This is a genomic window from Streptomyces sp. NPDC006923 (assembly GCF_040635655.1).
In the GTDB taxonomy this organism is placed as follows: domain Bacteria; phylum Actinomycetota; class Actinomycetes; order Streptomycetales; family Streptomycetaceae; genus Streptomyces.
The window spans coordinates 499,714-519,184 of sequence record NZ_JBEYIF010000006.1 but is presented as its reverse complement, the minus strand read 5'-3'; the positions used below and the strand labels follow the sequence as shown (position 1 = coordinate 519,184).

Genomic DNA, 19,471 nt, shown 5'->3' with positions numbered 1-19,471 from the left:
CCTCTCAGCCCAGCAGGACGTCGTCGTCGCCCAGCCGCTTCAGCTCACGCAGGAGCAGAGCGAGGCCGGTGGCGATGGCGGCGGCGGAGACAGCGGCGTCGAGCAGGCGGAGTGTGTCGCTGTCCTTGTGGGCCGTCCTGGCCTGCTTGACAACGCCGATCACTCCGAAAGCGGTGGTCCCGATCGACAGGTATGTACCGGCCCTGGACTTCTTGAAGCCCTTGGCCTTGCTCATTGCACTACTCATAGTGACGGTGCCTCCTCCAGCAGCGGGTGTCCCCACCTTTCCACGAAGGCCGCCTCGACAGCGGCACCGACCTTGTACAGCCGGTCGTCCTTCATGGCCGGGGCGATGATCTGAAGGCCGACGGGCAGGCCGTCCTCCGGCGCGAGGCCGCAGGGCAGCGACATGGCGGCGTTTCCGGCCAGGTTGGTCGGAATGGTGCACAGGTCCGCGAGATACATCGCCATCGGGTCGTCGGCGCGCTCGCCGATCGGGAAGGCGGTGGTCGGTGTCGTCGGGGAGACGATCACGTCGACCTGCTCGAAGGCCCGCTCGAAGTCCCGGGTGATGAGGGTGCGGACCTTCTGCGCCGAGCCGTAGTACGCGTCGTAGTAGCCGGAGCTGAGCGCGTACGTGCCGAGCATGATGCGGCGCTTGACCTCGTCGCCGAAGCCCGCCTCACGGGTCAGCGCCGTGACGTCCTCGGCGGACCTGGTGCCGTCGTCGCCGACCCGCAGGCCGTAGCGCATGGCGTCGAAGCGGGCGAGGTTCGAGGAGCACTCGGACGGCGCGATCAGGTAGTACGCGGCGAGGCCGAGGGCGAAGGACGGGCAGTCCAGCTCGACGATCTCGGCGCCGAGCCCCTTGAGCAGCTCCACGGACTCGTCGAACCGCTGGACGACGCCGGCCTGGTAGCCCTCGCCGCGGAACTGCTTGACGACGCCGACGCGCATCCCGGCGACCGAGCCGTTGCGGGCGGCCTCGACCACCGGCGGGACCGGCGCGTCGATGGAGGTCGAGTCGAGCGGGTCGTGCCCGGCGATCACCTCGTGCAGCAGCGCCGCGTCCAGGACCGTGCGCGCGCAGGGGCCGCCCTGGTCGAGGGAGGACGAGAAGGCGACCATGCCGTAGCGGGAGACCGCGCCGTAGGTCGGCTTGACGCCGACCGTGCCGGTGACGGCCGCCGGCTGGCGGATGGAGCCGCCGGTGTCCGTGCCGATGGCCAGGGGCGCCTGGTACGAGGCGAGGGAGGCGGACGAGCCGCCGCCGGAGCCGCCGGGGATCCTGGTCAGGTCCCAGGGGTTGCCGGTGGGGCCGTAGGCGCTGTTCTCCGTCGAGGACCCCATGGCGAACTCGTCCATGTTGGTCTTGCCGAGGATGACGACACCGGCGGCCTTGAGCCTCTTGGTGAGGGTCGCGTCGTAGGGCGGGAGCCAGCCTTCGAGGATCTTGGAGCCGACGGTGGTCGGGACGCCCTCGGTGGTGAAGATGTCCTTGAGCGCCAGCGGGACGCCGGCCAGCGGTCCGAGCTTCTCGCCCGCCGCGCGCCGCGCGTCCACGGCACGGGCCTGGGCCAGCGCGCCCTCACGGTCGACGTGCAGGAAGGCATGGACCTTCTCGTCGACGGCCTCGATCCGGGCGAGATGGGCCTCGGTGACCTCGACGGCCGTGAGTTCGCCGGAGGCGATCTTCGCGGCGATCTGCGCGGCGGTGAGCTTGATGATGTCCGTCATGACTGTTTAGTCCTCCCCCAGGATCTGCGGCACCTTGAAACGCTGCTGCTCCTGGGCCGGGGCGCCGGAGAGCGCCTGCTCGGGGGTGAGCGACGGACGGACCTCGTCCGCCCGCATGACATTGGTCAGCGGCAGCGGGTGGGAGGTCGGCGGGACGTCTTGGTCGGCGACCTCGGACACGCGTGCGACCGCGCCGATGATGTCGTCGAGCTGTCCGGCGAAGTGGTCGAGCTCTTCGGCCTTCAGCTCCAGACGTGCCAGCCGGGCGAGGTGGGCGACCTCCTCGCGCGTGATGCCAGGCATGCAACGATCCTCTGGGGTGAGTGTGCGGGTTTACGGAAGTTACGGGGGACCTGCCCAATCCTATGGGGCGGGCCGGTGTGCCCGCGAAACCCTCTGCCGCCGCACCCGGCGCAGAAAGGTCCGTACCGGACGATGTCGGTGTTTTGGCTCTCTCCGGCAGCCGTCCATCAGCCGTTCACATCATGTGCCCGGAGGAGTGGCTCACTGGCGAAGTTGTCTAACCAACTTCCAGCCGACTTCCGGCCCGGGGCTCCGCCCGGGCGGAGAGGACCAGAGCTACCGTGTCTCCGCAGAGATCGGCCGCTGCCTCCGGCAGCACGGTGTCACTCACCTCACCCACCACTCCGCACGAAGGTGACCGGCTCACCTTCCACTGGACCACCGACGCCCCCGACGCCAAGAACTGGATCGGGATCTACGACGGGACCCGGCAGCCGGGCGTCGGCGCCTCCCTGGTCTGGGACTACGTCACCACCGCCGCCGGTGACCTCACGCTGGACGCCGGCGGCCTCGCCGAAGGCGTCTACACCGCCTACCTGCTGGCCAAGGACGGGTACGGCATCCTCGCCCAGACCCCGGCCTTCACCGTGACCGCCAGGCCCGTGATCACGCGCCCGCACGCCGTCCTGGACTCCTTCACCACCGGCGCGTACGCCTCCGGTGACACCGTCTCCGTACCGCTCGCCCCGCTCTGGATCCGGCCGCAGGGCAATCCGGCCGGCACGCCGTCCTTCCGCAGGCTCGCCGGTGACTCCTGGCTGTCCGTGCGGCAGGACGGGACGGTCACCGGCACGGCTCCCCGGCATCCCTCCGCGCATCCGGGCCGTGTCACCGTCGCCGTCAAGGACAGCGCGGGCGGCTCGGACACCGTCACCGTGCAGGTGCCGGTGCGGACGGCCGGAGCGCAGCCGCGGCTCACGGTCGCCTCGCTGAACCTGTGGGACGCGGGCTCGCACATCGACGACGGGCACGAGAAGCGGCTGCGGCTGATCCTCGGCCGGGGACTCGACGTGGTGGCCGTCCAGGAGTCGGGCGGCAGCGCGGCGAAGACACTCGCCGACGCCCTCGGCTGGCACGCCTACGACTCCCCCGCCGGCGTCGGCCTGGTCAGCCGCTTCCCGCTGGACCACGCGTCGACGCCGGTACCGGGCGTACCGGCGGTCGCGGCGACCCTCCGGCTGCCGGACAACCAGACCGTACGGCTGTGGGCGGCCCAGCTCGACGAGGCCGCCTACGGGCCCTACGCGCTGCGGGACGGCCGCACCCCGGCCCAGGTCGAGGCCGCCGAACCCAAGACCCTCCGCTACCGGCAGGCGAGCGCGCTGCTCGCCGCCATGCGCGCCGACATCGCGTCCCGGACGCCGGTGGTCCTGGCCGCCGGGCTGGCCTCGCCGTCACACCTCGACGGCCGGGGCAGGAACGCGGTCCGCTGGCCCATCACCGTGGCGCTCGACAAGGCCGGGCTGACCGACGCCTACCGGGAGGCCCACCCGCACGCGGCGAACGACCCCGGCACCACCTGGTCACCGGTCCGGCCCGGCGAACCGCAGGACCGGATCGACCAGCTCCACTTCGCCGGCCGGCTGCGGGTCGAGTCCGCGTACACCCTGTGCACCGGCTGGCCCAAGGCCGTGCCCGACACCGCGGGCAACGGCTGGCCCTCGGACCACGCGGCCCCCGTCGTGACCTTCTCCCTCCCGTCCCGCCACGCCTGACCCGAAGGAATCCACACCCATGACCCCGATCAGCCGGCGTGCCTTCGTGGGCGCCTCCGCGGCGACCGCCGCCGCTGCCGCAGTCGGCCTTCCGGACCCCGCCGTCGCCGCCCCGGCGCACCCGGGCGGCGGCAAGAAGACCAAGGGCACCATCAAGGACGTCAAGCATGTCGTCGTCCTCATGCAGGAGAACCGCAGCTTCGACCACTACTTCGGCAGCCTCAGCGGGGTGCGCGGCTTCGACGACAAGCAGGCGCTGACCCTGCCCGGCGGCGACTCCGTCTTCCGGCAGCCCGACTCCGGGCGGGCGGACGGCTTCATGCTGCCGTTCCGCATGGACACCTCGAAGTACAACGCCCAGAACGCCGGCGGCCTCCCGCACGACTGGGGCACCGGCCACACCGCCATCAACGGCGGCGCCATGAACAAGTGGATCGCCGCCAAGGGCGAGCGCACCATGGGCTACTTCACCCGCGAGGACATCCCGTACCAGTACGCCCTCGCCGACGCCTTCACGCTCTGTGACGGCTACTTCTGTTCGCAGGCCGGTCCCACCGACCCCAACCGGCTCTTCCTCTGGTCCGGCACCTGCGGCCCCGGTCTCGACGGCACCACAGGACCGTTCACCGACAACTCGGTCGTCACCGAGAACCCGGTCGCCGACTGGACGACCTACGCCGAGCGGCTGGAGACGGCCGGGGTGAGCTGGCGCGTCTACCACAACCCGTCGCTCGACGACCGGTACGGCGACTACGACGACAACGCGCTCTCGTACTTCAGGCAGTTCCACGACTTCCCGAAGGACGACCCGCGGTACGTCAACGCGATGACGAAGTTCGATCTGACGGCCTTCGACCAGGACTGCAAGGACGGCACGCTGCCGACCGTGTCCTGGCTGGTCGCGCCGTACCTCTTCTGCGAGCACCCGGCGGCCGGGCCCAACTACGGGGCGCACTGGGTCAACACCGCGCTCCAGTCGCTGTTCGCCAACCCGGACGTCTGGGAGCACACCGTCTTCCTCCTCATGTACGACGAGAACGACGGCTACTTCGACCATGTGCTGCCGCCGACCCCGGAGCCGGGCACAGCGGACGAGTTCGCGGACGGCCGGGCCATCGGGCTGGGCAACCGGGTGCCGCTGTGGGCCATATCCCCCTGGTCGCGCGGCGGTTACGTCAACTCCCAGGTCTTCGACCACACCTCGGTGCTGCGCTTCCTGGAGAAGGTGACGGGGGTACGGGAGCCGAACATCTCCGCGTGGCGGCGGGCCGTCTGCGGCGATCTCACCACCTGCTTCGACTTCGCGAGGCCGGACTACAGCATTCCGGAGCTGCCCGACACGGCCGCGCTGATGGCGAAGGCGGACGCGGCGAACTCGCTCCCGGCGGTGAAGCTGCCCCCGAACGGCGGCCAGTCGATGGCCACCCAGGAACCGGGCACCCGTCCGCACCGGGCGCTGCCGTACCGGCCCTGGGCGGATGTCGAGGTGGACCGGGTGAAGGGCCTGGTGACCTGTGTGCTCACCAACGAGGGCACCGAGACCTTCCACTTCACCGTGCTGCCGAACACCCTGAAGCCGTTCACGGGCACGCCGTTCACCGTCGCTCCCGGCGCCAGGAAGACCTATGTCTGGGACACCTCGGAGACCGACGGCGTCTATGACTTCACGGTGCACGGCGCCGACGGCTTCGTCCGCCGTTTCTCCGGCACGGTCATCCGCAAGGGACACGAGGCGGGCGCCCCGGCACCGTCCGCGAGCGCGGCGCTGCGCGGCAGGAAGCGGGAGGGCGCGACGGTGTCGCTGACGTTCGCCAACGACGGTGACACGGCGGCCTCCTTCACGGTGACCCCGGCCGGGGGCTCCAAGCCCGCCAGGACGGTATGGGTCGGCCCGGACTCCCGGTCCTCGCTGTCCTGGCCGGTGAGCGACGACGGCGGCTACGACCTGACGGTCACCGCGGCCACCGGCACCCGCTTCAGCCGGCGGTACGCGGGCACCGTGCACACCCTCCCCACCCGCTGACCGGCGGGGGCCCGAGCGAACGGGGCCCTGTGACAGGTCTTCTGAGGGCCGGTCACCCGGTCTTCTGGGGACCGGTCACCTGAGCCGCGGTCAGCTCAGCCAACTGGACCGCCGTCACGCGCGCCAGGCCGATCGCGTGCCCGGCCGATGGTCACTGAAGGCCCCGCCCGTCCGGCGGGGCCTTCAGGGGTCCGCGCCATCCGACGGCCCGGCACCGCCCGGCGGCCCGGCGCCATCTGACGGCCCGGGCCCTATGTGACCGCCTGTCCCGACTGCGCGCGCCGCCGGGCCGCCTCCAGCTCCGCCGGCCGCTGCCAGCCCCGCGTACCCCTCGCCAGCAGCCAGGCCGTCGCCTCGCGGGGCGGCATCGCGGCGGCGACCAGCCAGCCCTGGACCGCGTCGCAGCGCAGTGCGCGCAGCCGCTCCCAGGTCTCGTCGTCCTCCACGCCCTCCGCGACGACCAGCAGCCCCAGTGAGTGCGCCAGATCGACGGTGCAGCGGACGATCTCCGCGTCCTCGGCGTCCACGGCGAGCCGGGCCACGAAGGAACGGTCGATCTTCAGCTCGCTCACCGGCAGCCGGCGCAGATGCACCAGCGAGGAGTAGCCGGTGCCGAAGTCGTCGAGCGACATCTTCACACCGTGCGCGGTGAGGCCCGCGAGGGTGTCGGCGGCCCGCTGCGGGTCCTCCAGCAGGACATGCTCGGTGATTTCGAGCTGAAGGGATCCGGCGGGGACGCCGTGGCGGGCCAGCCGCGCCGCGACCGCGCCCGCGAAACCGGGCGTATGGACGTCGCGCGGCGACACATTGACGGCCACCGGGACCATCAGCCCCTGCGCCCGCCAGCGGGCGACCTGGGCCAGCGCCGTCTCCAGCACGTACTCGGTCAGATGCGGCATCAGACCGGAGGACTCGGCGATGGCGATGAACTCGTCGGGAGGGACCCGGCCGCGTTCCGGGTGCACCCAGCGCACCAGCGCCTCCAGCCCGGCGACCTGTCCGTCGAAGCGGACCTTCGGCTGGTAGTGCAGCTCCACCTCGCCGGCGTCCAGCGCGCGCCGCAGATCACCGAGCAGGCCGAGCCGGTCGGGGGTGTTGGAGTCCCGCTTGGACTCGTAGACCTCGACGCCCGTACGGTCCCGCTTCGCCTGGTACATCGCGACATCGGCGCGCCGCAGCAGCCCCTCCGCGTCCTGCGCGTGCTCGGGATGTACGGCGACACCGGCACTGGCCTCCAGGACGAGCGTGAGCCCGTCCAGGTCCAGCGGGGAGGAGAGTTCGGCCACGAGATGGCGGGCGACGCGCTGGGCGCTGGTCGCGGAGTCGCAGGTCGGCAGCAGCACCGCGAACTCGTCGCCGCCGAGCCTGGCGACCTCCGCGCCGCGCGGCAGCGCCAGCCGGAGCCGGTCGGCGATCTGGAGCAGCAGCCGGTCACCGGCGAGATGGCCGAGCGTGTCATTGACCGAGCGGAAACGGTCGAGATCGATAAGGACCAGGGCGGAGCGGGCGCCCACGCTCTCCGCCTCCTCCAGCGCCGACCAGGTGCGCTCCAGCAGCCACTGCCGGTTGGGCAGTCCGGTCAGCGGGTCGCGGAGCTGCTCCTCGGCGCGCGCCCTGGCGATCCAGAGCGTGGAGTCCAGGGCTATCAGCGGGATGGCGAAGAGCGGCAGCAGCACCGGCTGGGACACCGCGATCACGCAGATCAGCGGTGCGATGCCGAGCAGGGCGACCGCGACGAGGCCCTGCCGGAACAGGGCCGTACGGGCGACGGTCGGCAGCCCGCCCGCTCCCGGAGTCAGCGCGTACCACAGCAGCAGCCGGGTGACGCCGAGTTGCGCCCCGGCCGCCAGCACGATTTCCGGGACGCTGCCGATCCCCCAATCGAGTGGCTGCCAGGGCCGCTCGACGGTCGGCACATCGCCGAACAGCGCGAGGACGAGCGCGGCGGCGCCTATGCCCAGCATGTCGGCGGCGCCGTTCAGCACGCCCTGCCGCCAGCGGTGCCGCCGGGCCGAGCCGACCAGCACCACGACGGCCAGGCTCACCAGTCCCGCCGGCACCCAGCCGTACAGCAGCAGGACGGACAGCGTGAGGGCCGCGCCCGAGCCCGTACCGCCCCACCAGCGGTCGCGGCCGAGCGCGACGAGATGGCCGGCGATGATGCCGGTGAGCACGGCCATGGCCCAGCCGGTCGTGCCCCCCGGGAAGAGCGCGCGGTCGTCCCGGACCGCATGGATCAGCCCGGTCGCCAGCAGGGCCACGGCGAGTCCCACCACAACAGCGGGCGTCCTGGCGGCGATCCCCGTGATCCCCGCGAATCCGCGCGGGGGTGTGACCGGGGCGGCGCTCTCGGTCGGTTTCATTCCCGTCCCTCTCACAGCCGGCGGAGCCGATGCCACGCGATGGCACGTTGTCATGCCACCACGGCTGGAATCCCACCCCTCAGCCGTGCACGACAGGCGCACATCCCAACAGTAGGCCGCGGAACGCCTCGACGGGCAGCGCTCTCCATCTGTTGCCCGATTGCGACCTGCCCATCCGTAACCTTCCGATATGCGCCGAACGGGTGAGCTTGACGGCCGGCTTCGGAGGGTAGGGCGCGCTACTCCTCGGGGGTGACCGCGGCCTCCCTGGCCGCGTCCGGGCCCTGTTCGAGCAGGATCTCGAAGCCCTCCTCGTCCAGCACCGGCACCTTCACCTGCATGGCCTTGTCGTACTTGGAGCCGGGATTCTCACCGACCACGACAAAGGCGGTCTTCTTCGAGACGGAGCCGGTGACCTTCGCGCCCCGGCTCTGGAGCGCCTCTTTCGCGCCGTCCCTGGTGTACCGCTCCAGGGTGCCGGTGACCACGACCGTGAGGCCCTCCAGCGGCCGGGGGCCCTCGTCCTCGCCGCCGCCCTCGTCCTCCGTACGCACGCCGGCCGCACGCCACTTGCGCAGGATCTCGCGGTGCCAGTCGACCTCGAACCACTGCTTGAGCGAGGCGGCGATGACCGGTCCCACGCCCTCGACCGCCGCCAACTCCTCCTCCGTGGCCTGCTCGATCCGGTCGATCGAGCGGAACTCCCTGGCCAGTGCCTCGGCCGCGACCGGGCCGACATGGCGGATGGAGAGTCCGGCGATGATCCGCGCCAGCGGACGCTCCTTGGCCGCCGCGATGTGCTCCAGCATCGCCAGCGCGTTCTTCTTCGGCTCGCCCTCCTGGTTGGCGAAGACCGTCGCGATCTTCTCCTCGCCGGTCTTCGGATCCCGCTTGGGCAGTCCGCTGTCCTGGTCGAGGACATACGCCTTGATGGGCAGGAGCTGCTCGACGGTGAGGTCGAAGAGATCGCCCTCGTCCAGCAGGGGCGGTACGGCCGGTTCCAGAGGCTTGGTCAGGGCCGCGGCGGCCACATAGCCGAAGTTCTCGATGTCCAGGCACTTGCGGCCCGCGAGGTAGTAGAGGCGCTCGCGCAACTGCGCGGGGCAGGAGCGGGCGTTCGGGCAGCGGAGGTCGATGTCGCCCTCCTTCATGGGGCGCAGCGCCGTGCCGCACTCGGGGCACGCGGACGGCATCACGAACTCCCGCTCGCTGCCGTCCCGCAGGTCGACCACCGGGCCGAGGATCTCCGGGATGACATCGCCGGCCTTGCGCAGCACGACCGTGTCCCCGATGAGGACGCCCTTGGCTTTCACCACCTCCTGGTTGTGCAGGGTGGCGAACTCGACCTCGGAGCCCGCCACCTTGACCGGGTCCACCTGCGCGTACGGCGTGACCCGGCCGGTGCGGCCGACGCCGACCCGGATGTTCACCAGCTTGGTGTTGACCTCCTCGGGCGGGTACTTCCAGGCGATCGCCCAGCGGGGCGCGCGCGAGGTCGAGCCCAGCCGGCCCTGGAGGGGGATCTCGTCGAGCTTGACGACGACCCCGTCGATCTCGTGTTCCACCGAGTGGCGGTTCTCGCCGAAGGAGGCGATGAACTCCCTGACCTCCCCGACGGAGCCGACGACCTTGTTGTGCCGGGCGGTGGGCAGGCCCCATTCCCGCAGCAGGTCGTAGGCGGCCGAGAGGCGGTCGATGTCGAAGCCGTCGCGCGCCCCGATGCCGTGCACCACCATGTGCAGCGGGCGGGTCGCGGTGATCCTGGGGTCCTTCTGGCGCAGTGAACCCGCCGCCGCGTTGCGCGGGTTGGCGAAGGGCTTGTCACCCGCCTCCACCAGGCGTGCGTTCAGCTCCTGGAACGCCTCCATCGGGAAGTAGACCTCGCCGCGGATCTCGACGAGACGGGGGACGCGCTCGCCCTCCAGCCGGTGCGGGATCTCGGCGATCGTCCGGACGTTGGGCGTGATGTCCTCGCCCGTACGGCCGTCGCCGCGGGTCGCGGCGCGGGTGAGTCTGCCGTGCTCGTAGGTGAGGTTGACCGCGAGGCCGTCGACCTTCAGCTCGCACAGGAAGTGGTAGTCGGACGTGCCCACGTCCTTGGCGACGCGGTCGGCCCAGGCCGACAGCTCCTCGTCGTCGAAGGCGTTGTCCAGGGAGAGCATCCGCTCGCGGTGCTCGACGGCGGTGAACTCCGTCGCGTACGCCCCCGCGACCTTCTGGGTCGGTGAGTCGGGCGTACGCAGCTCGGGATACCGCTCCTCCAGCTCCTCCAGAGATCTGAGCAGCCGGTCGAACTCGGCGTCACTGACGACGGGCTGGTCCCTCACGTAGTACCGGAAGCGGTGCTCCTCGATCTGCTCGGAGAGCTGGGCATGCCTCTCCCGCGCGTCCGCTGGCACCGTCATCTGCTGTTCGCCGGCCACCGTCTCGTCCTCCCGTTCGCCATGACCCGTCACCGGGGATCGTCACTCAGGGTTGTCCGCGAGGGATCTCGCGGCCCTGGCGCAGTGCGCGAGCGCGGCACGGGCGTACGCGGGCGAGGCACCCGCGAGACCGCACGACGGGGTGAGCACCACGGACTCGGCGAGAGTCCCCGGATTGAGCCCCAGCCTGCGCCACAGCGTCCTGACACCCATGACGCTACCGGCAGGGTCTGACAGTCGGCTGTCGGTGCCCGGCACGATCCCGGCGAAGAGCTTCGTACCGGCTTCCACCGCCTCACCGATCGTCTCGTCATCACGCTCGGTGAGCAGACCGACATCGAAGGAGACGGCCGCCGCGCCCGCCCGTCTCAGCAGCGCGAACGGCACGTCCGGCGCGCAGGAGTGGACGACCGCCGCCCCCTCGTTCACCGCCATGACCTCCCGCAGCGCGTCCTCGACGACCTGGCGGTCGACCGCGCGGTGGGTCCGGTAGCCGCTGGCCGTCCTGATGTGTCCGCGCAGGACGGCGGTGAGGGACGGCTCGTCGAGCTGGAGCACCGGTACGGCCCCGGGGATCCTGCGCCGCACCTCCGCGAGGTGGCCGGTCAGCCCCTCCACCAGCGAACCGGTGAGATCCCGGCAGGCTCCGGGATCGCTGAGCGCCGCCTCGCCGCCCCGCAGCTCCAGCGCGGCGGCGAGCGTCCAGGGGCCGACGGCCTGGATCTTGAGCGGGCCCTCGTACCCCTGGGTGAACTCCTCCAGCGCGTCGAGGTCCTCGCCCAGCCAGGACCAGGCCCGCCTGGTGTCGCGGCCGGGGCGGTCACCGATCCGCCAGCCGCTGGGCTCGACGCGCGCGTAGACCTCGACGAGCAGCCCGGCGGTCCGGCCGATCATGTCGGCGCCGGGCCCGCGGGCGGGCAGTTCCGGCAGATGGGGGAAGTCCTCGAAGGAGCCGGTGACGGCCTTGGCGGTCTCCCTGGCGTCGCCTCCGGGCATCGAGCCGATGCCGGTGGCCGGTCCCCAGGTCACGTCGGGCACGGTCTCGGTCATCGGCCCGGCCGTACGGTCACGTCGTCGATCTGGGCGTCGCGCGGCAGGTCGAGGGCCGCGAGCAGCGCCGTCGCCACCGACTCGGGGTCGATCCATCGGGCGGCGTCGTACTCCTTGCCCTCCTGCTGGTGGACCTTGGCCTGCATGGGGCCGGCGGTACGGCCGGGATAGACGGAGGTCACCCGCACCCCGTGGGGCTTCTCCTCCTGGCGCAGCGCGTCGGCGAGGGCCTTCAGACCGTGCTTGGACGCCGCGTAGGCGCCCCACTGGGCGTTGGCGCTGAGCCCGGCGCCCGAGTTGACGAAGATCACCTGGCCGTGCGAGATCCGGAGCTGTGGCAGCAGTAGCCGGGTGAGTTCGGCGGGAGCGACCAGATTGACATTGAGCTGGCTGTGCCAGGTCTTGGGGGTCAGCTCGCCGATCGGGCCCAGGTCGATGACTCCCGCGATGTGCAGCAGCGAGTCGAGCCGGTCCGGGACGCTCTGCTGGGCGAGTGCCCAGGAGAGCCGGTCCGGATTGGCGAGGTCGCCCACGAGGGTGCGGGCGCCGGGGAAGAGGGAGGCGAGCTCCTTGGCGCGGCCCGCGTCGCGGGCGAGCAGCAGGAGGTCGTCGCCGCGCTCGTGCAGCCGGCGCGCGACAGCGGCGCCGATGCCCGAGCCGGCGCCGGTGATCAGATGTGTGGCCATGCGGTCATGGTCGCATCAGGCGCCCGCGCCCTCGGCGGCAGCCGTCGATGTCGCCGCTTCCAGATGAGCGAGCGCGGACGCGCCGTCCTCGGCGAAGAACACCAGGTCGCTGAGGGGAACGGGCAGAAAGCCCTCTTCGTCCATCCGCCGGAACTGCTGCTTCAGCCCGTCGTAGAAGCCGGCCGTGTTGAGCAGCACCACCGGCTTGGTGTGCAGGGCGTGCTTCTTCAGCTCCAGGATCTCCGTGGCCTCGTCGAGGGTGCCCGTACCGCCGACCATGATCACGATCGCGTCGGACTTGGTGAGCAGCAGTGCCTTGCGCTCCGCGAGGTCCTTGGCGATCACCATCTCGTCGGCGCCGGGCCGGGCCACGGCGTGGAGGAAGTCGACCGAGACGCCGACGACCCGGCCGCCCGCCCCCTGCACCCCGTCGGCCACGACCTTCATCAGTCCGCTGTCGGAACCGCCCCACACGAGGGTGTGGCCGCCCTTGCCGATCAGCTCGGCGAATTCACGCGCGGGGGTGGTGTAGCGCTCGTCGAGATCGGCGGCCGAGAGGAAGACACAGATATTCATGAGGCAACCCTAGGCGCCGGTGCCCCCGCGCCGGGAAGACTCCGCCCCCGGTCGTTGCTGAACCAGAAGGCACGTACCGGGAACGCATGAGCCAGGGAACCACCGAAGGGACGGATCACATGACCACGGGACACACCATCACCGTCGAGCAGGGCACCGAGCATGTCCGCGTCGTACGCGACGGGCAGGTGCTCGCCGAGAGCCACAGCCCGCTGGTGCTGCGCGAGACCGGCTGCCCCGTGCGGTACTACCTCCCGCCGGAGGACGTACGCACCGAGCTGCTGACCCCCTCGGCGACCAGCACGCACTGTCCCTTCAAGGGCGACGCGTCGTACTGGTCGCTGCCGGACGCGGCCGATCTGGTCTGGGGCTACCCCGAGCCCAAGTCGGAAGTCGCTCAGATCAAGGGGCACTTCTGCTTCTACGACACGGAGGTCGTCGCTGCCTGAGGACAATCGGAAATCGGGGGAACCCCCGGCGGCTCAGCGCACGGCCCCGTTCGGCAGGACGGCGTGCACGCCCCACACCTGATTGGCCACCTGGGTCACCCGCAGGTCGACGGTGGAGCTGGCCAGGGCCAGCGCGGTGGCCCGGTCCAGGCCGAACAGCGACATCATCCAGGTGAGCATGGCGTCCAGGGCCGCCGCCGACGCCTCGTTGAGGTCCTGGTCGAAGCCGAAGGTGAGGCGGCCGGCCGGGGTCAGCGCGTGCGCCGTGGGGACCGGCGGCGCCGTCTCCAGGTCCAGCGTCAGCCGGGTGGTCATGCCGCATTCGATGGCGGTCCCCGAGACCTCGCCGTCGCCCTGTGCGGCATGGCCGTCCCCGACGCACAGCAGCGCGTCCGGGACGGTGACCGGGAGGAAGAGGGTGGAGCCCGCGACCAGTTCGCGGCAGTCGATATTGCCGCCGCCGAACGCGCGGGGCGGGGTCGTGGAGTGCTCGCCGGGTTCGGCGGGCGGCATCCCGATGACCCCGAGGAAGGGCGCCAGGGAGACGGTGTGCCCGTGCTGGTTGGTCCCGGTGCCCGCGTCGGCGTCGAGCTCCCACAGCAGCCAGGCGGGATCGGCGCCGGCGAGCCCGAGGCGCCGGTTGAGCGGGGTGTCCGCGGAGGCGGCGGCGGTGAAGCCCCAGTCGTCTGGGCGCAGGGACTCCAGACGCACCGCGAGCGCCATCCCCGGTGCGGCGCCCCGGACGGCTATCGGCCCCGCGAGACAGTGGCCGCGCAGGCCCTCGAACATCCTCGGCGTGGCCTCACCGGGGGTGCGCTTGCGCTCCAGGTGCCCGGACGAGTCCAGGGAGTGGACGACGACGGTGTCCCCGGGGTCGACGGTGAGCACGGCGGGCAGCTCACGCGAGAAGACACGGGTCACCGTGTCGCGGACGGAGTCGAGTCGGTGCTCAGCCAAGGCGGGCCGTTCCTTCCCTCGCGCGCGCCGGACGGCCCGGCGGGCTCACAGAAGTATCCAATGGCCCGGATTCCGGAAAACACCTGGCCGGCAAGGGCAGCCAGGCGGGACGGGGGGCCGGTCCTGGCCGCCCCGCCGGGCCCGGTCACCGAGTCAGCCGGCCAGGGCCTGTGTACGGCGCTCCGTCGTCGCGATCGTCGCCGAACCGACCACGCGCGTGCCGTCGTACAGCACGATCGCCTGGCCCGGCGCCACACCGCGTACCGGCTCGTCGAAGGTGACGCTCAGCACCCCGTCGACCAGCTCTGCGGTGACGGCCGTCTCGCCGCCGTGGGCGCGCAACTGGGCCGTGTAGCCGCCGGGACCCGAGGGCGCGGTGCCGCACCAGCGGGGCTTGATCGCGGTCAGCGCGGTGACGTCCAGCGCGGCGGCCGGGCCCACCGTGACGGTGTTGTCGACCGGCGAGATGTCCAGGACGTAGCGCGGCTTCCCGTCCGGCGCCGGGTGGCCGATGCGCAGGCCCTTGCGCTGGCCGATGGTGAACCCGAACGCGCCGTCGTGGCTGCCGACCTTCGTACCGGTCTCGTCGACGATGTCGCCCTCGGCCCGGCCGAGCCGGGCGGCCAGGAAGCCCTGGGTGTCGCCGTCCGCGATGAAGCAGATGTCATGGCTGTCGGGCTTCTTCGCCACGGCCAGGCCCCGGCGTTCGGCCTCCGCGCGGATCTCGTCCTTGGTGGTGAGGGTGTCGCCGAGCGGGAACATCGCGTGGGCGAGCTGCCGCTCGTCGAGGACACCGAGGACATACGACTGGTCCTTGGCCATGTCGCTGGCGCGGTGCAGCTCCCGGGCGCCGTCCGCGCCGGTGACGACCGTCGCGTAATGGCCGGTGCACACGGCGTCGAAGCCGAGGGCGATCGCCTTGTCGAGCAGCGCGGCGAATTTGATCTTCTCATTGCAGCGCAGACAGGGATTGGGGGTGCGGCCCGCCTCGTACTCCGCGACGAAGTCCTCGACCACGTCCTCACGGAAGCGTTCGGCGAGGTCCCACACATAGAAGGGGATGCCGATCACATCGGCGGCGCGGCGGGCGTCGCGGGAGTCCTCGATGGTGCAGCAGCCGCGCGCACCGGTGCGGAAGGACTGCGGATTCGCGGAGAGCGCCAGGTGCACGCCGGTGACATCGTGTCCCGCTTCGGCGGCGCGGGCGGCGGCGACGGCGGAGTCCACACCGCCCGACATGGCGGCGAGCACGCGGAGAGGGCGCTGGGAATTCTGAGTCATAGCTCCACCAGGGTACGGGGCGGGGGAACCACAGTCGCGCGCGTATGCGTTGTCCGACGTATGAGCGAGAAGAGACGGGGCGCGGCGGCCGGCAGCGGGCGCCGGGGGGCGGCCACGAGCGGCCCCGGTGTGGGACGGCGGGCGGTGCTGATCGGTGGCGCGGCCGCCGTGGTCGGCGGGGGTGTCCTGGCGCGTGAGGAGCTGAGCAGGCTCTGGTGGCAGACACCGGGCATCGACAAGCCGCGCACGGACGGCGAGCTGGACTACGACCGCGCCGAGTGGGTCGCCGCCTCTCCGGCGAACTGGCGGCGGGCGGACCGGCCGGCCGACTACACCGTGGACCGGGTGGTGATCCATGTCGTGCAGGGCAGCTATCCGGTGGCGCTGAAGGTCTTCCGTGATCCGTCCCACGGCGCCGCCACGCACTACGTGGTGCGCAAGGACGGCCATGTGGCACAGATGATCCGCGAGCTGGACGTGGCGTACCACGCGGGGAACCGCTCCTACAACGAACGGTCCGTCGGCATAGAGCACGAGGGATGGGTGGACAGGCCGGAGTCCTTCACGGACGCGATGTACCGCTCCTCCGCGCAGCTCACCGCCGGTATCTGCGCGCGGTACGGGATACCCCTGGACCGGGAGCACATCATCGGCCACATCGAGGTCCCGGGCACCGACCACACGGACCCCGGACCGCACTGGGACTGGGACCGCTACCTGAAGCTCGTACGGGAGGTGCCCGCCCCGGCCGCGAAGACGGTGTGACGGCGAAGACGGTGTGACCGGCCCGGCGGCGCCTCAGGTCAGGCCCGCGCTCCTGGCCCGCTCCACCGCCGGGCCGATGGCCTTGGCGACGGCCTCGATGTCCGCCCGGGTCGAGTTGTGGCCGAGGGAGAAGCGCAGCGTGCCCCTGGCCAGGTCGGGGTCGCTGCCGACGGCCAGCAGGACATGGCTGGGCTGGGCCACACCCGCCGTGCAGGCCGATCCCGTCGAGCATTCGATGCCCTGGGCGTCGAGGAGCAGCAGCAGGGAGTCGCCCTCGCAGCCGGGGAAGCTGAAGTGCGCGTTGGCGGGGAGGCGGTTGTCGGGGTCGCCGCCGAGGACGGCGTCGGGGACCGCCTCCCGTACGGCCGTGATCAGGTCGTCCCGCAGCGCGCCGATCTCCCGGCTGAAGTCCTCGCGGCGCTCGGCGGCCAGCCGGCCCGCGACGGCGAAGGCGGCGACGGCGGGAGCATCGAGTGTGCCGGAGCGCACATGGCGTTCCTGGCCGCCTCCGTGCAGCACGGGTACGGGGGTCCAGTCGCGGCCCAGCAGCAGTGCGCCGATGCCGTAGGGCCCGCCGATCTTGTGGCCGGACACGGTCATCGCGGCCAGTCCCGAGGCGGCGAAGTCCAGTTCGGTCTGGCCGAACGCCTGGACGGCGTCGGAGTGCATCGGGACACCGAACTCCGCCGCCACGGCGGCCAGTTCCCGGACGGGCTGGATGGTGCCGATCTCGTTGTTGGCCCACATGACGGTGATGAGCGCGACATCCTCGGGCGCCCGCTCGACGGCCTCGCGCAGCGCCTCGGGCAGGACCCGGCCGTACCCGTCGACCGGCAGGTATTCGACGGTCGCGCCCTCGTGCTCACCGAGCCAGTCCACGGCGTCGAGGACGGCGTGGTGTTCCACGGGGCTGACCAGCACCCTGGTCCTGGCCGGGTCGGCGTCGCGCCGGGCCCAGTACAGGCCCTTGACGGCGAGGTTGTCGGCCTCGGTGCCGCCGGAGGTGAAGACCACCTCGCTGGGCCGTGCGCCGAGGGCTTCCGCGAGGGTCTCGCGGGCCTCCTCGACGGTACGGCGGGCCCGCCGCCCGGCGGCATGGAGCGAGGAGGCGTTGCCGGCGAAGCCGAACTGGGCGGTCATCGCCTCGATCGCCTCCGGCAGCATCGGAGTGGTCGCGGCGTGGTCGAGGTAAGCCATGGTGGCTTCGATTCTACGAGCCACGGACGGCTGTTCACGCATCCGGCCCGTCGCGTCCCGCGCCCCGGGAGGCGCCGCCGTCCCGAGGGCCCGGGCAGCCGGGCGGTGGCCGCCAGGGACGGCACCGCGCCCGGCCGTCACAGGAGCGTAGGGACCGGGCGCGTCGGCCCGGCCCTGTCCGGCCGGTCCCCGGGGGCCCGGTGCGCCCGGAAGGGCGCCGCCCCCGGTGCCGTCCCGTCAGCCGCGTGGCGCGCGGGCCAGTTGGCGGGACTGGGCGACCAGGCGGTCCGCGCTGTCCCAGACCTCCGCGTCCTCCTCCAGGAAGCCGCCCGCGAGGTTACGGGTGACAAGGCTCACCCGCAGCGGTCCCGGCGCCGGGAGACAGCGGACATGGGCGGTCAGCTCAATGGTCGGCGTCCAGCCCTGGAGGCCGATCTCGAAGGAGGTCGGCGGCAGCGCGTCCACCGTCAGCAGCAGGGAGTACGGGTCGGCGTCCCGGCCGTCCGCGAGGGTGAACCAGCCGCGCATCTCGCCGCGGCCGGAGGGGGCGCCGACGGTCCAGCCGGTCGTGGCCGGGTCGAGCCTCGCCCCGAGCCGTTCGAGCAGCGCGGAGGCGCCGGGCGGCCGAGGGCTGTCGGTGACGCTCAGGCAGTGTTCCGGCGGCGGGATCACCGGCGGCTTCGCGGTCGTCCGTACGTCGTCTGACAGCCTGCCCAGATCGACGTAGGAGGCGAGGACCCGGATCCGCTCGACCCGGCTGCCGTCCTCCGCGGTCTGGAAGAGGGAGGCCTGGCCCGTGGAGAGCCTGCGGCCGGTGCGTATCGTCTCGGTGCGCACCTCCGCCGGGCCGGGCATCGACGGGCTGAGGTACTGCGCCGAGATCGCGAACGGATGGGGCTGCGGCAGGGCCTCGCCGAGCGCGCGGCCGATCACCGCCAGCAGATAGCCGCCGTTCAGCACGCCCATGATCGTCCAGCCCGGGGAGAGCTGGGCGTCGTGGACGCCGGGTTCACGAAGGGTGACAGCGGTGGCCCGGTCGAACTCGCTGTCCCCGATGGTTGCCTGTGCCATGGCACGCAACGTACAACAGGGCCCGTACTGAGCGGTAGCTTAACCGGGGAGCTTCGCCCTGGGCCTCGGCTCCGGCCGCGGTGCCTCCTCGGACTCGGCCGCCGCCGAGCGGCGGTTCCAGGCCCGGGGCGCACGCCAGTGGAAGCGCATCGCGAACAGCCGCAGCGCGAAGGCGGTCAGCACGGCGAGGGAGCCGGTGAGGCCGTTCAGCACGTCGAAGCGGATGCAGAACGCCACGGTCGCGGCGCCCACCATGGCCGGGACGGCGTACAGATCGCGGTCCCAGCGCAGCAGCGAGGGCACCTCGTTGGCGAGCACATCACGGAGCACACCGCCGCCCACCGCGGTGGCCAGGCCGAGCACCGCGGAGGCGGTGAGGCCGAGGCCGTATTCGTACGCCTTGGTGGTGCCCGTGACGGAGAAGAGGCCGAGTCCGGCGGCGTCGAAGACATGGACCGCGCCCTGGATCCGCTCGACCTGGGGATGCAGGAAGAAGACCAGCGCGGTGGCCACCAGCGGCATCGAGAAGGAGCCGAGATCGGTGAAGGCGGCCGGCGGGACGGCCCCGATGATCAGGTCACGGAGCAGTCCTCCGCCCAGCGCGGTGACCTCGGCGAGGACCGCCATACCGAAGACGTCGAAGTTCTTGCGTACGGCGAGCAGGGCGCCGGAGATCGCGAAGACGAAGATCCCGGCGAGGTCGAGGGCGTGCTGGACAGAGGGGGTGAAAAGTTCATGGAGCACTCGGTCCATTGTGCCCGGGAGCGGGTGGGCCCGGAGTGATCCATGGTAGAAAAAACGGCCCCCCCCCACGCCCGCGCCTGAGAGTGGGGGGTAGACGGGGGCCGGGGCGCCCCCGGGGCGCGCGGCGGGGA

General features: G+C 71.9%; 16 protein-coding genes and 1 pseudogene. 4 read left to right on the top strand and 13 right to left on the bottom strand.

Going from position 1 to position 19,471, the window contains the following annotated elements; translation table 11 throughout:
- Positions 1–4 precede the first annotated feature (4 nt).
- From ABZ707_RS15670 to gatC, 3 genes are read right to left on the bottom strand one after another with little or no spacing between them, the layout of a single operon-like run.
- Complete coding sequence (locus ABZ707_RS15670) at positions 5–247, bottom strand: hypothetical protein (protein WP_360173795.1); 243 nt, start codon at positions 245–247, stop codon at positions 5–7.
- On the bottom strand, positions 244–1,737 hold the full coding sequence (gene gatA / locus ABZ707_RS15665) for an Asp-tRNA(Asn)/Glu-tRNA(Gln) amidotransferase subunit GatA (RefSeq protein WP_360173792.1): 1,494 nt from the start codon (positions 1,735–1,737) through the stop codon (positions 244–246). The genes ABZ707_RS15670 and gatA overlap by 4 nt, the downstream gene beginning before the upstream one ends.
- Positions 1,738–1,743: 6 nt before the next feature.
- Positions 1,744–2,040 (bottom strand): Asp-tRNA(Asn)/Glu-tRNA(Gln) amidotransferase subunit GatC, encoded by a 297-nt coding sequence (gatC, locus tag ABZ707_RS15660; RefSeq protein WP_010984178.1) that lies wholly within the window; start codon positions 2,038–2,040, stop codon positions 1,744–1,746.
- Positions 2,041–2,321: 281 nt separating this feature from the next.
- Here gatC and ABZ707_RS15655 point away from each other — a divergent pair, with 281 nt between their 5' ends.
- Both ABZ707_RS15655 and ABZ707_RS15650 read left to right on the top strand, forming a co-directional pair.
- Positions 2,322–3,755 (top strand): hypothetical protein, encoded by a 1,434-nt coding sequence (locus ABZ707_RS15655; RefSeq protein ID WP_360173789.1) that lies wholly within the window; start codon positions 2,322–2,324, stop codon positions 3,753–3,755.
- Between the two features lie 19 nt (positions 3,756–3,774).
- Complete coding sequence (locus ABZ707_RS15650; RefSeq protein ID WP_360173786.1) at positions 3,775–5,778, top strand: phosphocholine-specific phospholipase C; 2,004 nt, start codon at positions 3,775–3,777, stop codon at positions 5,776–5,778.
- A 251-nt stretch (positions 5,779–6,029) separates the two neighbouring features.
- On the opposite strand, the pseudogene ABZ707_RS15645 reads toward ABZ707_RS15650, so the two are convergent.
- From ABZ707_RS15645 to ABZ707_RS15625, 5 genes and pseudogenes are all read right to left on the bottom strand, one after another.
- Positions 6,030–7,991, bottom strand: a pseudogene (locus tag ABZ707_RS15645) (bifunctional diguanylate cyclase/phosphodiesterase); the annotation flags it as partial.
- 389 nt (positions 7,992–8,380) lie between these two features.
- On the bottom strand, positions 8,381–10,564 hold the full coding sequence (gene ligA / locus ABZ707_RS15640) for an NAD-dependent DNA ligase LigA (RefSeq protein ID WP_360173914.1): 2,184 nt from the start codon (positions 10,562–10,564) through the stop codon (positions 8,381–8,383).
- 42 nt (positions 10,565–10,606) lie between these two features.
- Positions 10,607–11,614 carry a methionine synthase gene (locus ABZ707_RS15635; RefSeq protein WP_360173783.1) on the bottom strand — a complete coding sequence of 336 codons (1,008 nt, stop codon included), beginning with the start codon at positions 11,612–11,614 and terminating at the stop codon, positions 10,607–10,609.
- Complete coding sequence (locus tag ABZ707_RS15630) at positions 11,611–12,300, bottom strand: SDR family oxidoreductase (RefSeq protein ID WP_360173780.1); 690 nt, start codon at positions 12,298–12,300, stop codon at positions 11,611–11,613. Before ABZ707_RS15630 ends, ABZ707_RS15635 begins: the two co-directional genes overlap by 4 nt.
- Before the next feature lie 15 nt (positions 12,301–12,315).
- Positions 12,316–12,876: a TIGR00730 family Rossman fold protein gene (locus ABZ707_RS15625; protein ID WP_360173777.1), complete on the bottom strand. Its 561-nt coding sequence runs from the start codon at positions 12,874–12,876 to the stop codon at positions 12,316–12,318.
- Positions 12,877–12,995: 119 nt separating this feature from the next.
- On the opposite strand from ABZ707_RS15625, the gene ABZ707_RS15620 reads away from it, so the two are divergent.
- A complete protein-coding gene (locus ABZ707_RS15620) occupies positions 12,996–13,325 on the top strand; it encodes a DUF427 domain-containing protein (protein WP_360173774.1) in 330 nt (109 codons plus the stop codon).
- 33 nt (positions 13,326–13,358) lie between these two features.
- Here ABZ707_RS15620 and ABZ707_RS15615 read toward each other — a convergent pair whose 3' ends face one another.
- Both ABZ707_RS15615 and mnmA read right to left on the bottom strand, forming a co-directional pair.
- Complete coding sequence (locus tag ABZ707_RS15615) at positions 13,359–14,282, bottom strand: acetamidase/formamidase family protein (RefSeq protein WP_360173771.1); 924 nt, start codon at positions 14,280–14,282, stop codon at positions 13,359–13,361.
- Between the two features lie 153 nt (positions 14,283–14,435).
- Positions 14,436–15,563, bottom strand: a complete 1,128-nt coding sequence (gene mnmA, locus ABZ707_RS15610) for a tRNA 2-thiouridine(34) synthase MnmA (RefSeq protein ID WP_360173768.1) — start codon at positions 15,561–15,563, stop codon at positions 14,436–14,438.
- Positions 15,564–15,623: 60 nt separating this feature from the next.
- Here mnmA and ABZ707_RS15605 point away from each other — a divergent pair, with 60 nt between their 5' ends.
- A complete protein-coding gene (locus ABZ707_RS15605; protein WP_360173765.1) occupies positions 15,624–16,328 on the top strand; it encodes an N-acetylmuramoyl-L-alanine amidase in 705 nt (234 codons plus the stop codon).
- 33 nt (positions 16,329–16,361) lie between these two features.
- On the opposite strand, the gene ABZ707_RS15600 is transcribed toward ABZ707_RS15605, so the two are convergent.
- The 3 genes from ABZ707_RS15600 to ABZ707_RS15590 all read right to left on the bottom strand — a co-directional run bounded on the left by ABZ707_RS15600 (position 16,362) and on the right by ABZ707_RS15590 (position 19,340).
- On the bottom strand, positions 16,362–17,525 hold the full coding sequence (locus ABZ707_RS15600; RefSeq protein ID WP_360173762.1) for a cysteine desulfurase family protein: 1,164 nt from the start codon (positions 17,523–17,525) through the stop codon (positions 16,362–16,364).
- Positions 17,526–17,762: 237 nt separating this feature from the next.
- A complete protein-coding gene (locus ABZ707_RS15595; RefSeq protein ID WP_360173759.1) occupies positions 17,763–18,596 on the bottom strand; it encodes a thioesterase family protein in 834 nt (277 codons plus the stop codon).
- Positions 18,597–18,635: 39 nt separating this feature from the next.
- Positions 18,636–19,340, bottom strand: a complete 705-nt coding sequence (locus ABZ707_RS15590; protein WP_360173756.1) for a trimeric intracellular cation channel family protein — start codon at positions 19,338–19,340, stop codon at positions 18,636–18,638.
- Positions 19,341–19,471 lie beyond the last annotated feature (131 nt).